Source organism: uncultured Roseovarius sp. (assembly GCF_947489715.1).
In the GTDB taxonomy this organism is placed as follows: domain Bacteria; phylum Pseudomonadota; class Alphaproteobacteria; order Rhodobacterales; family Rhodobacteraceae; genus Roseovarius.
Genome location: NZ_CANLER010000001.1, coordinates 874,158 through 888,255 on the forward strand (window position 1 = coordinate 874,158; position 14,098 = coordinate 888,255).

11 protein-coding genes and 2 tRNA genes are annotated in these 14,098 nt (G+C 51.9%); 6 read left to right on the forward strand and 7 right to left on the reverse strand.

All coding sequences use genetic code 11. The annotated features are described in order from the left end of the window. Positions 1–98 precede the first annotated feature (98 nt). Positions 99–175 (forward strand) — tRNA-Ile (locus Q1B27_RS04275). Between the two features lie 295 nt (positions 176–470). Here the strand turns inward: Q1B27_RS04275 and Q1B27_RS04280 are convergent. The 3 genes from Q1B27_RS04280 to Q1B27_RS04290 all read right to left on the reverse strand — a co-directional run bounded on the left by Q1B27_RS04280 (position 471) and on the right by Q1B27_RS04290 (position 4,072). Continuing rightward, positions 471–668 carry a hypothetical protein gene (locus Q1B27_RS04280; RefSeq protein WP_299844087.1) on the reverse strand — a complete coding sequence of 66 codons (198 nt, stop codon included), beginning with the start codon at positions 666–668 and terminating at the stop codon, positions 471–473. 116 nt (positions 669–784) lie between these two features. Further along, positions 785–2,662 (reverse strand): hypothetical protein, encoded by a 1,878-nt coding sequence (locus Q1B27_RS04285; RefSeq protein ID WP_299844090.1) that lies wholly within the window; start codon positions 2,660–2,662, stop codon positions 785–787. Positions 2,663–2,767: 105 nt separating this feature from the next. Beyond that, positions 2,768–4,072 (reverse strand): ATP-binding protein, encoded by a 1,305-nt coding sequence (locus tag Q1B27_RS04290; RefSeq protein ID WP_299844093.1) that lies wholly within the window; start codon positions 4,070–4,072, stop codon positions 2,768–2,770. Positions 4,073–4,214: 142 nt separating this feature from the next. Between Q1B27_RS04290 and Q1B27_RS04295 the strand changes: the two genes are divergently transcribed. The 3 genes from Q1B27_RS04295 (at position 4,215) to Q1B27_RS04305 (ending at position 6,537) form a co-directional block, all read left to right on the forward strand. Then, a complete protein-coding gene (locus tag Q1B27_RS04295) occupies positions 4,215–5,126 on the forward strand; it encodes an MBL fold metallo-hydrolase (RefSeq protein ID WP_299844096.1) in 912 nt (303 codons plus the stop codon). Positions 5,127–5,208: 82 nt separating this feature from the next. Further along, positions 5,209–5,283 (forward strand) — tRNA-Asn (locus Q1B27_RS04300). A 231-nt stretch (positions 5,284–5,514) separates the two neighbouring features. Beyond that, complete coding sequence (locus tag Q1B27_RS04305) at positions 5,515–6,537, forward strand: YaaC family protein (RefSeq protein ID WP_299844099.1); 1,023 nt, start codon at positions 5,515–5,517, stop codon at positions 6,535–6,537. A 184-nt stretch (positions 6,538–6,721) separates the two neighbouring features. Here the strand turns inward: Q1B27_RS04305 and Q1B27_RS04310 are convergent, their stop codons facing one another. The 4 genes from Q1B27_RS04310 to Q1B27_RS04325 all read right to left on the reverse strand — a co-directional run bounded on the left by Q1B27_RS04310 (position 6,722) and on the right by Q1B27_RS04325 (position 11,544). Then, positions 6,722–8,326: an AAA family ATPase gene (locus Q1B27_RS04310; protein WP_299844102.1), complete on the reverse strand. Its 1,605-nt coding sequence runs from the start codon at positions 8,324–8,326 to the stop codon at positions 6,722–6,724. A gap of 338 nt (positions 8,327–8,664) precedes the next feature. Continuing rightward, positions 8,665–10,152 carry a recombinase family protein gene (locus tag Q1B27_RS04315; protein ID WP_299844104.1) on the reverse strand — a complete coding sequence of 496 codons (1,488 nt, stop codon included), beginning with the start codon at positions 10,150–10,152 and terminating at the stop codon, positions 8,665–8,667. A gap of 10 nt (positions 10,153–10,162) precedes the next feature. Continuing rightward, on the reverse strand, positions 10,163–10,327 hold the full coding sequence (locus Q1B27_RS04320) for a hypothetical protein (protein ID WP_299844107.1): 165 nt from the start codon (positions 10,325–10,327) through the stop codon (positions 10,163–10,165). Continuing rightward, positions 10,327–11,544 carry a TraM recognition domain-containing protein gene (locus Q1B27_RS04325; RefSeq protein ID WP_299844109.1) on the reverse strand — a complete coding sequence of 406 codons (1,218 nt, stop codon included), beginning with the start codon at positions 11,542–11,544 and terminating at the stop codon, positions 10,327–10,329. The genes Q1B27_RS04320 and Q1B27_RS04325 overlap by 1 nt, the downstream gene beginning before the upstream one ends. Positions 11,545–11,751: 207 nt before the next feature. Between Q1B27_RS04325 and Q1B27_RS04330 the strand changes: the two genes are divergently transcribed. Next, complete coding sequence (locus tag Q1B27_RS04330) at positions 11,752–12,282, forward strand: DUF3768 domain-containing protein (protein ID WP_299844113.1); 531 nt, start codon at positions 11,752–11,754, stop codon at positions 12,280–12,282. Positions 12,283–12,412: 130 nt separating this feature from the next. Then, a complete protein-coding gene (lepB, locus tag Q1B27_RS04335) occupies positions 12,413–13,705 on the forward strand; it encodes a signal peptidase I (protein WP_299844117.1) in 1,293 nt (430 codons plus the stop codon). The last annotated feature ends 393 nt before the right edge of the window (positions 13,706–14,098 follow it).

Consider the following 14,098-nt stretch of genomic DNA (forward strand, 5'->3'; position numbering starts at 1 on the left):
ATACCCCGAGTAGTGCCCGGCGCGGATGGGCGATATGGCGGCGCGGGGTCAGAGTGGCTTGACCACCTCTACCGGTCTGCTAGAGACACATTCAGGTCGGGCCTGTAGCTCAATTGGTTAGAGCAGAGCGCTCATAACGCTTTGGTTGGGGGTTCGAGTCCCTCCGGGCCTACCACCATGGTTACTTCAATGGCTGACCTTCCCATTCGGCAGCGAGGCATATCCCCGTAACTTCGGCCTTTCGATGGTCAAAGCCGACGAAGCGCCCGGTAAAATCAGAAATTCCGTAGCCTGCGCGCCCCGCAGGCATGCCCCCGGTCGGTGGTTTCGCTGGGGTGGTTCATATGGAGATGCGAAGCAAGGTTGCGCCACCGGAAATCAGATCATCCCGGAACCGGTGTTTAGAACAGCAAAAAGCCCGCCGGATAGAGCGGGCCGTGGTCAGGCGTTTGTCTGGAATGGTCGCGGTGTCAGCGTTTGCCGGTGATCAGATCGGTCTGCTTGCTGGCCCATTGCATCCCGAAAGCGGCGCCAACGAAAAGCATGATTGGCCAGATGATGACTTTCAGAGTTTCGACCGGTGCGGCATCCGACGCCTTCCAGGCGATGAAGCAAAGGAAGAATGCCATCCCGGCGGCGATTTCGCGTTTGAAGGTTTTCTGTTGCATGACCCTGATCCTTGATGGCTCCCTTTTAGCGCCCTCGGGATGCAAGGCGATTACCGCGCCGCACGGTCCATAAAGACTTGCCGCACCTATGGGGCGCGGATCGGCCCGGCGACACGTCATTTTCCCTTCTGGGTCAACCCTGCCAGCGCCAGGCCCAGGATCGAACCGATCGCCCATCCCAGAAGGGTCTGAAGCCAGAACCAGCTGCGGATGCCCAGATGATGGATCTGGGCGGGAACATTATCCTCGAACGCTTTGTCGAAGGTGATGACCGGCACAAGGTTGTCGAGGCTGGCCATGAATTTCCACACCCATGATCCCGATGCCCCGGCGACGATTTCCTTACCGCTCCAGACCTCGTCCAGATGCAGCATGAAGGCCCCGAAGACCGTCAGCGCGATCATCCACGGCAGAATTCGCCAATACCCCATGCCGATGCCGTACCCAATGAAGATACGTTGCAGAAAGACGCCAAACCACTGGCCGTAATGGCCTGTGGCCCAGTATTTCGCAGCCTGTTTCTGTTTCGATTTGCGCAGCAGGTCGTCGGCGATACCGGTTTCCCCGACGCTCTGAAACAATCCGGCGCTGACGATATAGGGCTGCGCATAACCGGATTTATCCCGATCCAGCAGATCCTTGAAAGATCGCCCCAACGTGTCTGCCTGATCCCCTGACTGGAGAAACTTGTGAAGTTTCATGCCCTTGAGGTTCAATTCCCTGGGCCAGGTCTCCAGCGCCGTGGTGGTGGGGGTCGACGCCTCAAGATCAAGCCAGCCCAGATCGCTGCCGGCCAGATCAAGGCATGTCCCGGTGCCCCAGACCGGCACCGGATCCATCCAGTTGCAGAACGACAGCGCGCCCTTGATCGTGGCATTGCGGAAGGTGACATGTTTGAAATTTCCCGATGACAGAATGACGTTGCGGCCAAAACTGGCGCGTTCAGCAGAGAAGGAAATCGTGGATGGCCCGAACGCCATTTCGACATTGCCCTGAAATTTCGCGTCCTCGCCGTAAAGCTCGATTTCCTCCGCGGCTGCCTCCAGTCGGGTGTTCGCGGCCAGTTCCACCTCTTTGAAATTCAGGCTGAGCGGGCTTTCCGAGGTCAGCAGAAGCGTCGTGTCATGGCCCACTTTTGCGCGCGACAGGATGAAAAGGGCCGCATTGGAAAGCGATGCGTCAAGTTTGGCCTCGAGCGCGGCAAAGGCTTTTCCGGTCTGGTCAAGCGACACCCACAATGTCGTCGCCACTTCGATCGCTTTCAGATTGCAGACATCGGTAAAGACCGTTTTGCCGATGAATAGCTCGTTGCATATCAACCGTTCGGCGTTGAGCGTTTCCGCCGACGCCTCGGAAATGTAGATATTTGCGCCACTCGTCCCCTCAAGGCTGATCCTGCCAGCACTGAGCGAATTAATCGCCAGGTCGTTGTTCAGCGTGCATTTTTCGATCACCAGCCGCTTCATCCTGGCGGGAAAAAGCGGCTCGCCCAGCAGTGATACACCCGATACGTTGAAGAACCCACGCGCCTCGACCGTGTTGAAGCGTGCGCCCTCTTCGGCGGTGGTGGCGGTCAGGTAGACGCCGGTTTCGATGGTGGATTGCGCCACCTCAAGACCACCGGTGATATAGCAAAATTCCAGCGTGAGCCCGCTCAGCGTGCTGTGTTTGATCGTGATATCCCCGTCGATCCGGCATTGCGTCAGCGACAGGGTGACATGGCCCGGAAGCCGGGAAACAAAGCCGCCGGTTAGTCTGGCCCCGTGGATGATCATGCGGACCGGTGTCTTGCTTTCCAGGGCTTTTTCGGTGGCAAATGCGGCCAGCGCTGCCAGTCTTATGGTGCCGCTTTCCGTCCAGCCCTCTTCGGAGGCCGGGTTCGGGATCACCCCGGTTCGGTCACTGAAATCGGCAATGAAGCCCTGCGAGAACCGGTCGAAAAGCCAGTGTTCAGTCTCGGTCCATCTGTCGGAATCGGTCAAGGAATGTGTCACGGGTGCCAACCTATGCGATGCGATTGCAAAAAAACTGCGCGCGGAAATACCGCAAGCGTAAACGCCCGGCGCGAAAAGTCAAAATGGTGTTTCCGAAGGGCGGCGTCAGCGACCGATCACGATATCGGCGCGTAACCCGCCCAGTGTTTCACTGGTGCCCAGCCGCAATGTGCCGCCATGCACCCGGGTGATATCGGCGGTGATCGCAAGCCCAAGGCCCACGCCGCTGCCCTTGTCCTGATTGCGCGCCGGGTCCAGCCGGGCAAAGGGCTTCAGTGCCTCTTCGCGCTGGTGCTCGGGGATGCCGGGGCCGTCATCCTCGACCCGGATGCGCAGGGTCTTGTCGGTCAGCAGAACCGACAACTCGGCCCGGGTGCCATAGCGCACCGCGTTGTTGATCAGGTTCTCGACCGCCCGGCGAATACCGCCTTCGCGCAAGGCGACCTTGCCGCTCCCTTCGGCACTGACAAGTGTGGCGTCGATTTTGGCGCGGTCGCAATCCGCGACAATCTGCTTCATCAACTTGATCGGGTCGATCCGCTTGGGCTCCCCCTCATGGGCGCCGCGGGCAAAGGCGAGGAATTCATCCAGCAGGCGTTCCATGTCCGCGACATCCCGCTGCATCAGGTCGACATCTTCATCGTCCAGCATCGACAGGCCCAGTTTCAGCCGCGTCAGCGGGGTGCGCAAATCATGGCTGACCCCCGACAGCATCAGCGTGCGCTGTTCGATCTGGCGTTCGATCCGCGCCCGCATGTCCAGAAAGGCATTACCGGCGGCGCGGACCTCGATCGCGCCCGCAGGCCGATAGACATCGTGACGGCCCCGGCCAAACGCCTCGGCCGCGCGGGCCAGACGGGTGATGGGCCGCAGCTGATTGCGCAGGTAGAGAAAGGCAATGACCGTCATCAAAACGCCAAAGACAGCCATGTAAACCAGCAATTGATGCGGGTTCGAGGCCGAAACTCGGCGGCGATCAAAGCTGAGCGCCATGGCCCCGTCCTGGGTTTCAAAGAACAGGCGCACGACCTTGTCATTCGGCAGTTCAATCGCCCTGACATTGGGCAGCAGACGGCTGAATTCGCTGATCACCACGACCCCGGTGAAATCGTACCATCGCCGCTGATTGGCCTGGGGCATCTCGGACGCGGTGACATCATCGACGGCAATCTGCAGGACCGACGCCATCTGCGCCCCCTGCCCGTTATCTGTCGATGCGTCATATTCCAGCAACAGGCTGACCTCGCGGCTGACGGCCTGTGTCATCTGCTTGGTGACCCCTTCGAAATGGCGCTGGATGAAGACGATCGAGATCACCAGCAGCAATGACGCCACCGGCAGGAGCAGGATCAGAATCGCCCGACCATAAAGACTGCGGGGCATGTAGGGTTTGAGCCAGCGAAAGTTCATGTGCCAAACCTAGAGCGATGGATGGCGAAGCGAAACCATTTTCGCTGTGGACATCACGCAATTTCAGATGGTTAGAGTAGCTTGGCCATAACACCGCCAAAATTCCGGTATCGCGGTGGGCCGTTCTGCAAGGGAAAGACCGATGGATACAGACCGTGATTTCAACCCGCCCGTCGGCATCGCCCAGGACGTCGGTGCGGGCGTGCGCCGCATTCTGGCCCCCAACCCATCGCCAATGACCTATCGCGGCACAAACACCTATCTGCTGGGCGAAAGACAGGTCGCAATCATTGACCCCGGCCCCGAGGACAGCACGCATCTGAAGGCCATTCTGACAGCGCTGCGCCCGGATCAACAGGTAACGCATATCCTGATCACCCATGCCCATCTGGACCATTCCCCGCTGGCGCAACGGCTCTCGCGCGAAACCGGTGCCCATGTCTATGCCTATGGCGCTGCCGATGCCGGTCGCAGTGAGGTCATGCAGCAGCTTGCCGATGGTGGCCTTGTCGGCGGGGGTGAGGGTGTGGATGCCGGGTTCTGCCCGGATGTCGGGCTGGATGATGGCGCGGTGATCGAAGGCGAGGGCTGGCGATTGACTGCCCACTGGACCCCCGGACATTTCGGCAATCACCTATGTTTTTCGATGGGCGGCACGGTCTTTTCCGGCGATCTGGTGATGGGATGGGCCAGTTCGCTGGTGTCTCCACCCGACGGCGATCTGACCGATTTCATGGCGTCCTGCCGGAAGCTGCAAAAGCTGGGCGCGGCGGTCTTCCAGTCCGGCCACGGCGCGCCGATCACCGACCCTGCCGCGCGGCTGAACTGGCTGATCGAACACCGAACCGCGCGCGAGGCCTCGATCCTGGAACATCTGGCACAGGGCCCCAGCACGGCGCAGAGCCTTGCGAAGACCATTTATACTGATACGCCATCCGCGCTGATCCCTGCCGCAACCCGTAATGTCTTGGCGCATCTTGTTGATCTTTATGGTAAAAACCGTGTCGCGCCAGTATCTGAACTGACCGCCGATACGCCCTTCTCACTGGTCTGACCGATAAAATGCAATCCGGCCAAAAAAGTGTCACATCCCCTCTGGACGGGGAGTATCGGGATTGCTATACGGGCCTCCGTGTTCCGGCGTAGCTCAGCGGTAGAGCAGTTGACTGTTAATCAATTGGTCGTAGGTTCGATCCCTACCGCCGGAGCCAGAAATTTCAAAGGCTTAGCATAATATGCTAAGCCTTTTTGCTTTTCGTAGTCTCTTTTCAGTCTCTTTTTCTGTCTCTATTTGTGTTTTCTCGCTATTCGCTAAGATTAGGGGGCGTGTGATCTGAAGAGATATCGTGACCGCTAGACTCAATTGAGTTTCAATGTACTGCCTGTCCGACTAGAATTTCGTAACAGTGGATCATTATTAATATCGGTGTACTATCTATTCAATGTCAGGAATTCCTCAAGAAACCGTACGTTTGCTTCGTCCCCTTGGTAGCGTTGATCTCGTCAAGAGAACATTCAATGAAATACATAATCTCACATTAAGTACCACTAGGGCAAAGCAAATTGTCGCAAGCTACCGTCAGGGGCAAGAGTATTTCAACAACGCTGCCAAATCTGACATTTCAGTTAAACCGTTGTTATTGTTTTATGGCATTTCAAATCTATCTCGCAGCCTAACGCTCATACTTACCGCCAGAGGTGGCGAAGAGACATTAAGCCCGTCACATGGTCTTTCCTGCGAAGGATGGTCAAATCTACTTGAAACCGACATCGGGATCAGTCTGCCAAGACTTGCCGAACTTTCTGTAACTCGTTGCCGAGGGCTGTTCTCGTCATTGATGGAAAAAACCGAGAATACCGTCTTTTTACACACTCAAAGCAGTAAAACTGATTGGTCAGCCTCTTTTGATCCACCGAGTGCTGATATTGCTTTGAGCTTTTCAGACGTAACTTCAAGAATCCCTGACCTGATGTCGGAGTACAAATTGTGGACAGGAAACCAATCACTGGTCATTTGTGTTCATGAAATCAGTGCCGTAAATGACCTAGTATCGTTCAAAGTAAACAATCAGACAAATATCGCTGAGATCTTTCAGTACGCAGGTGGCAAACTAAATATAAAGGATATCGGCAGGCAAAAACAGGTAGAAGCCGCCACCGACGACATCCCTCTATTTTTGAACTCATTCGTGCACCAATCCTTTGGAACAATTCCCAATTTGTTTGCGGTTTCTCCCACAAATGAAACAACAACTTACTCGCAGATATGCTTATCTTTTATGCTCTCGTATTTTCTCGGAATGTTGTGTCGTTACCACCCTTCTCATTGGATGGCATTAAGCCGCGATGGAATTTCAGACACTTCTTGGCCAATGATTGAGGCATCAATGGATTATCTAGAAATTGCGTATCCACGTATGGTTGCTGAATGCATCAACTATAAGGCTGAAAGAAACACCGCCTGATAGAGACCCGGCTAAATGTTTTGGATCTTCAAGTTGTACTTCCACAGTGGAACACCGGGTTTCTTCTTAGGTTTGATGGGAATTGGACCTGGTGGGGCGAGTAAGTGACGTTGGATGTGTTCGTCTTCTGCCGCCCACTGAATCTATCAAATTATAGCTGCTGTGTCTTAAGCTCCGACTAAACTCAGTTGAATGCAAGTTCACTACAACGATTTAGAGCGGCAAATACCTCTGGCATCTCTGCTTCAAACTGTTCGCGTGATATCTCAGACGCTACTTGGTTCGCATATTTTACCTTTTCGCGGGTCATCGCTTTTACTTCATCCTCACTCTTCGTCCATGGTTTAGGGTAACATTCTTCCAGTGAACAGCTCGGGAGTTCTAGTATCCGGCCCTCTGCGAACAAAAAGGGATATCCTTTCTGGAACAAAGCATATTTCTTTTCTTGAGAAGCATTTGGCTTGTCGATCAATACGACTACCTTATCCCGATAGACGGGATTCTCTGAATCCGTAAGAGGAACCAAGACCTTATGGACCGCCTTCATGCTTTCTTTTTGCTCATCAATATCACCACCACCAAACAACACTTTTAGACCCTTGAAATCTTCTGAATAAAATCGCCGAATTACTGTAGTCAAAAACGCAAATTCGGACTTTCCTTCTACTATGAGAAAGTTTCGGGGTAGCAACAAATCAGCAGGGCTGCCGCCTAGTAGCTCAAAAATTACGTCTGCCAAACCTAGCTCATCGAGCTCACAGATGTTAGTAACGCCCTCTTCCTTATCGACCCTGAATACTTTCTGATGGGCATCGCTATCAGAAACAAGAACTGACGAATGTGTATTCACCAGGACTTGGTCTGTGGAACATATATCCAAGAGAGCGTTTTTGAGAGCCCTTTGAGCCGAAGGGTGTAAATGCAACTCAGCCTCATCAATTAGAAATAGAAAAGTCCCTCCACCCAGCTGTATTCGCCTGTGATCTGCAAAGGCTTGGATAATCGACAACATGATAGCTCTTTGCATACCGTCGCCCTTTGCGTCGGCACCCGTCTCAATGCCATCATTGATCGTAGTGTCAAAGCTCTTAAGCAGCTCCGTAAATTGGGGAGGGTTCACCTTGAATTTAACACTCGTTCCGTCTGGAAATTGTTTTTGCAGATATACCTCTACTGCCGCTCCTAAGCGGTCTAATTCTGCACGCACTTCAGATTCTTCGCCTTCAAATAAGACTGCGAATTGTTCTCTAAACTTTTTGTACTCTTCAGAAGATTCAATAATCGCGGTGAGTACACCCGACAACATTGCCCCAATTGGATTTCTGTCTTTGTATTTTGCTACGTCATCTAGTCTAATCTTGGTGTTTACGTATTCTAGCCTAGGTAAAAATTCATTGATGGCTGTATCTAAGCCTTGCGGATTAGGTTTTTCTTCACCGGAAACAATATATTTCCGTTTGTGATCGGTACTCGCCTTAACAACAGAGAATGAAGTCTGGTCACCAAGCAAATTTCTAATTTTTGTTTTTGCCGCATCTGTTGATAGTTTTTCGATGTCTTCGTCAACGACACCGGAAAACTCAATTTCAACGCGAATAACTTTGTCCGTTTCCTTCTTGAAGTACTCTTCCTCAGTCGACTTCTTTGCGTTGTAAAACCATTGAATTGCTTCGAAAAAATTTGTTTTGCCGTGATTGTTTTGTCCAACAAATACACCAAACTCACTTGGTTCAACCTCAATATTTTCAATTGAACGGTAGTTTTCAACTTTTAATTTCGAAATACGCATAACAATACACTCTTAGCGGCAGATTCAGCCTACCCTATGACGATATTGGGTCAAGCTATGCCTTACCATCTGAACAAGAACACATTCGAATGACTCAATTTATGGTGTTTTTCATAATACAGAAAATCACCTACCCAAATGTCATTTAATAATGCGAGCCGATATTCAGTTGTTGCCCTGATACCTTTCCAGCAAGTCAAACAATGGCTGAATTAGCTGCATATCAGTTGGGATGATATCGTGACCGTTTCGGCCCCTATCTCGCTCATGTGCACCACCCAGGAGGGAATGTAGCGAGGAGAGTTCGATCTTTGCCAAGGGTTGGGTCAACATCGGGGTCAAAGATCGAACTCCCGAATTACATTCGCAATTTGTTCTTTGGTTCGAGTTCTGTCCTGGTCTGGGGGACCACATAAGACACTGATGGCCCATTGCGTATCAGTAAGCCATTTCTGCGGTGTCAGATAAAGGTTTTTGCCGGTGAGTATCCGGTTCGAGAACAGTATTTTGGTCAGTCGTCGCTTTTTCTGCGAATCCGCCATTTGGTAAAGCAGGGCAACGTGTTTTGCCAGTTCGAGAAAATTTCGTGCTAGTCGCTCATCGGTAGCAATATCACCTATTTGGGTGCGAGATTGCTCCAAAGCCTGCCGGTCACTCAAGAGCCGTTCCTTTCGTTCCGCAAAGACTTCCTTGTCGATCAAGCCGTCCAGCAACGCATCCGTCAGTTGTTCTTGCCGCTGTGCCAGGTTGGTCAGTTGCAGATCAATCGCCTGCAAATCTCCTGCTCTTGAACGTCGCCGCAACCAGCGTTTTATCGCAACCTGCAATCGCCGGTGGTCAGCATCATTTATCTGCACCGATACCAAAGTGGCTCCAATCTCTGCTTCGAGCTGATCTTGGCGAATGGTGTTAGTTGGACAGTCACGGGTGTGGCACCGCATATAGACGTGCCCTTTCTGAAGTTCGCCGCAGAGTGACCGCTGGCAGCCACCGCACTTGATCAAGCGACGGAAGGAGTGGTTGTGGGTGGTGCGTTTCTTGATCTGTTTATTGGATTTGAATTTTTGCACACAATCAAACAACGCCTGTTCGATGATCGGCTCATGAATACCATCATAGGCTCGGCCTGTCCGTTTGAGGACAATCTTGCCGTGATAAAATGGATTATTAAGCAGGTTTTCGAGACACCCCATGGTGATCAGCTTGCCGCTGGTGTTCATAAAACCACGGCGGTGCAGCTCCTCCAACAACGAGCGAAAAGAGTGTTGCTGGCTAGCATACAATTCAAACGCCTGTCTCACAAACGGTGCCCGCATCGGGTCAAGCACCTTAGGTTTCCCTGGGCCTTGATCCAAATACCCAATCGGTGCTTTGAAGGGATAGAGTCCCTGTTTCAATCGACCTTCAATTCCTTTGATACACTCTTCCCGCAGGTTTCGTACGTAATCGGCGGCAATGACCGCTTGAATGTCAGCAGTGAGGCGTCCGCCTCGGGAATTCATATCCAGGCTTTCGTGTGCGAACCGCACATCAACTCCACTATCGATTAGCTCCCCGACCATAGCCCAATCCGAAAAATTTCGAGCCGAACGGTCAATTTTGTGAACGATTAACCCGGCGGCTGTGCCTCGTCGCAGAGCAGCGACGGTACTGTTGAAAACGGGACGCCCTCGCTTAGCAGCGGTTTCCTTTTCCTCAAACCAGGCGGTGATGGTGAGGCTATGTTTGGCGGCGTAAGCAGCAATAGCATCCCGTTGGGCATCAAGTGAAACACCATCTCCCTGCTTGACGGTACTCACCCGAGTGTATGCAAAGTACTTTGTCATTTTGAAAAGGTTAGCTGTCTTCGGACTCTAACAAATCCTCAGAATTTGACGAATCGTCCGGCCACAACCAAGTACCGTTGTCGAGCAGTTCGAGATAGAACTCCTGACAAATCCGCAGGTATTCGTTGAATGCCTCTTCGGACATGCGGGGTGGGAATTCGTCTGGCCGGTTCATTATCCGATTATATGAATGTGGTGTTGTCCTGCATAGCGGCCACCATATCTCCCAGACCGATACCAAGGCATCATGCTAGCGGAGAAGGGCTTGGACTTGGTGCCATCTACCATCAGCCGCACAAATGCTCGGTGGTTTGGCAGATTGGTCAGATCGTTGGTGCCAAACGTGCCCAGTTCTGTTTGCAGTATTGGAGCGTCACGGGCACCAACCCGGAACATGATCTGCGTCCCCACATTGCCCAGAATAGCCTCAAAAACGGCACGCTCGGATTGAGCTATGTGTTGGTGGGCCAAGGAAAGGCCCAGACCATACTTGCGGGCCTCAGACAAAAGCGAGGCAAAGGCGGTTGTGGTGAAATTGGGAAACTCATCAACGTGCAGGAAAAACGGTTTGCGGGCTAGTTCCGGCAAGCTATGGCGAGAGAAGGCAGCGTGCATGATGGTCGACACCAACAGGCCCCCCAGCACGTTGCTGATATCCGTCCCCAGTCGTCCCTTCGCCAAATTCACAATCAGCGGTCTGCCGGTATCCATCAACTGTCGGAACTTGAGCGGGGTCTGTGGCGTGCAGACCGCTTGGCGTACCACCGGGTGAGCCAGAAAAGCCCCTAGCTTGTTGGCAATTGGTGCCACGCCATCAGCCGCATTTTGGTAGTTCATGTTCTCAAATTCGTGCTTCCAAAAGAACAGTGATTGTGGATCGGTGAGACGTTCGATGATCTGCTTGCGGAACGATTTCCAGACAAACAGCTTCACGATGTCTCGCAGATCAGCCTGCGGCTGCTCTAACAACGCCAGAATGGCATACCGCAGCAAGTGTTCCATCCGAGCACCCCAGGCCTCAGGCCATTGCTTTTTGAGGGTGTCTATCAGGGCCGAGGCGATGAGAGGCCTGAATTGAGCGGATACCGGCGTCAGCGGGTTATATCCAAACCGACTGTCTGCATCAGCCACGTCCCAGTATAGGTGTGGTGTTTCAATTGACTGGTGAAGTCGCAACGCCAAATCGCCATGCGGATCAATCAGACAAAAGCCGTTGCCATGGACAGCATCTTGCATCGCCAGGTTGCCCAAGAGCGTCGATTTGCCGGTTCCTGTCTGGCCGACGATATACAGGTGCAACAGTCGATCTGACAATCTGATCCCAAAGGGTGTCGGGTCGCTATAGCGGTGGAAGGCCAGCCCAAGAGTGCTGGTATTGGGCTGGGTACGCATATCCTCCAGTCTCGCCCGATCATTCGTGAGCCGCTAGCGGTCACGATAACGCCACAGACGATATCAGCTGTGGTGATATGGTGCCCTCTAGTGACCCCACTTGAGTTTTGCCATTCTAGACCAAGACCCGTTCTTTCCCGCTTCGCCTTTCGGCGGGTTCGCCTGAGCAATGATGCTCGGACGCACCCAATCGAAAGGAGATCGAATATGAGTACAACGAAACAGACCATCCCCGAAACGATAAGCAGCGTGCCCCGGTGCGGGAGCTGTGGATCAGAACGGGTGGTGAAAGACGCCTGGGCTTGTTTCAACCCGGAGAGCGGGTTGTGGGAACTGGAAAATGTCTTTGACGATGCGTTTTGTCACCAGTGCGAGGAAATAACCAAACTGGAATGGGACACCGCCGACGCAATCCAGAGCAAGCGAGTCCGTGAGCTCAATGATCGGTTTCGCACTAGCGGCCTCGGGAATGGCACGATGCTGGTAACGAGCGGTGTACAAGCAGAGGGTAGTGAATTTGTCGTGGCTGCGGTGGATGCTGTTCGCACCTTCAGTGATTTCTCATCGGACAACGATCCGTGGGCTGAGCATGACTATGGAGCGGTTGAAATTGCCGGACACAAAGTATTCTTTAAAGTCGACTGCTATGACCCAACCTGCACGCAGGGCTCGGAAAATCCGGCCAATGAAGCCCTCACCCACCGGGTTCTCACGATCATGTTGGCGTCTGAGTATTGAAGCACCGCCGCTTGGGAAAGCGGCGGTTTCCTATTCGATTTTCTTAGATCTGCCGTACAGCTTTAAATTGATCAAAAAATTTACAGTTTTGTATTAATCGCTTATGGTTGAACTTTTGAGAGACAAATTAATGCCTTCGGTAATTCGCGACTTCAGAAATTTGTACAACTCCTCCGGCTACTTGGGTAAAGCTCTTACAGTTTTTATGAAGTATTGCCGAACCCTGATTGCCTGCTTGTTACTTAAGAAAGAAATTGCAGTAAAGAATCCAAAGTTTCTGGAACCTGTAACCTTTTTCGCTCTATCTATCGTGTTCGTCACAGCAATTCTAAAAGCGTATTGGCCTTTGAGCCCTTTGGAATACTACGCCGCAGAATACGAAAACGCCCTAGTTAGATTGTTGTTTGAAATACTGCCGTTACCAATCTCTACTATTTTCATTTTGCTGTGTTTGATCATTGCTATCCCATTCGTTTTGATAGCTTTTTCCTTTAGATTTGATGTCAGAATTGTCCGGGTTTTCAGGGTCATCCTTTATCTCAATGCTTCGGGTCTAGTGCTTGTTGCTGTTCTATATTTTGGAACGTTGACAGGGCTGGGTTTCTTTACGCAAAGATTTGACAACCTGTACACGTATATCTATATGTTTTCCCTTGTAATTATCGGAATTTATTTCGTTTTCGCACTCGGATATTTTCTTTCGGTTAGTTGTGGCCTATCAGCTCCTCAATTTCTGCTCGTCCTTTTGGTTTCTGCAATCGTTCAGCCATTGATTGTAGCATTGGCATTTGGATTTGATGCAGCAAAGAAGTTCAACGAACTCAGTTACAGTTTCCCAACGCCGGTAACCAATATACACGTCCGCAATGTCGCAATGGAACCAACCATTCCATACGGCTCATTGGTTCTTGTTGACCGTTTGGCGATGATAGAAGATTTCGATATTGGTGACCTCATAATCTATCGGACGGACTACGGATCAAGTATTGGTAGGGTTTTCGGCACTCCCCGAAATAACTTAGCTTTGCGAGACGGCCTCTTCTTCCTGGATGGCGATCCAGTTGAACGCCAGATAGTCGACGAAAAAAATAGCTATCCTGAGTTCGAAGGGGTTTGGGATGACGACGACAACTTCCTCTTTAATCGGGAACATCCTATTTCCACAAAAACATACCGTGAGAAATTGCCAACTGGCAAATCTTACCAAGTTTTTCAAAGTGCTGGGCTTTTGGATGTTGGAGATTATGAAGCCGATGCGGAGGATTGGGAGACTTATGTCAGAGAGGATTTGATATATACATTTTCAGACAACCGCCAATACACTGTCGATGACGAATTTGGTTTTGGCTGGGTGCACAGGCATGACATAATTGGGAAGGTATTTTTTGTTGCATTTCCTGCCCACATTGGCCCAATCGACTGAGAAAGAAATTGCTGTCTTAACGCTTCTGCTATCACCCTCAGTGATAACGTGCCCCCTAGCCTCTTTCTCGCTTTCATCTTCGATTGCAAGTCACTGAAAGAAATCACCCCCGAAATACGTCTTAGTAGAAGCAGCTTCGGGCTAGTCAGCCCTATCTCGGTGCTGTGCCACATTCAGTCGTGGGATGTCGGCAGACAGACAAACTTTGATCAAACGACGCCCATTTGGTGACAGACGGGCGTTTGTTGCCAGAACCCATTGGGGGTTCTGGTCCCCTCGCTCCCGCCTGCCACCACGGAAGCAACGCAGTCATACAACGTGGGGTCACCATATCCTCTGATCAGATATGGTGACCGCTAGAGCCAAAAGACGAACATCCATACACTGATACTC

Excerpts from the sequence above, each read along its gene's own strand:
- Q1B27_RS04280 (WP_299844087.1), bottom strand. The coding sequence starts at position 668 with ATGCAACAGAAAACCTTCAAACGCGAAATCGCCGCCGGGATGGCATTC.
- Q1B27_RS04330 (WP_299844113.1), top strand. The coding sequence starts at position 11,752 with ATGAGTACAACGAAACAGACCATCCCCGAAACGATAAGCAGCGTGCCC.
- Q1B27_RS04315 (WP_299844104.1), bottom strand. The coding sequence starts at position 10,152 with ATGACAAAGTACTTTGCATACACTCGGGTGAGTACCGTCAAGCAGGGA.
- Q1B27_RS04290 (WP_299844093.1), bottom strand. The coding sequence starts at position 4,072 with ATGAACTTTCGCTGGCTCAAACCCTACATGCCCCGCAGTCTTTATGGT.
- lepB (WP_299844117.1), top strand. The coding sequence starts at position 12,413 with ATGCCTTCGGTAATTCGCGACTTCAGAAATTTGTACAACTCCTCCGGC.
- Q1B27_RS04305 (WP_299844099.1), top strand. The coding sequence starts at position 5,515 with ATGTCAGGAATTCCTCAAGAAACCGTACGTTTGCTTCGTCCCCTTGGT.
- Q1B27_RS04325 (WP_299844109.1), bottom strand. The coding sequence starts at position 11,544 with ATGCGTACCCAGCCCAATACCAGCACTCTTGGGCTGGCCTTCCACCGC.
- Q1B27_RS04295 (WP_299844096.1), top strand. The coding sequence starts at position 4,215 with ATGGATACAGACCGTGATTTCAACCCGCCCGTCGGCATCGCCCAGGAC.
- Q1B27_RS04320 (WP_299844107.1), bottom strand. The coding sequence starts at position 10,327 with ATGAACCGGCCAGACGAATTCCCACCCCGCATGTCCGAAGAGGCATTC.
- Q1B27_RS04310 (WP_299844102.1), bottom strand. The coding sequence starts at position 8,326 with ATGCGTATTTCGAAATTAAAAGTTGAAAACTACCGTTCAATTGAAAAT.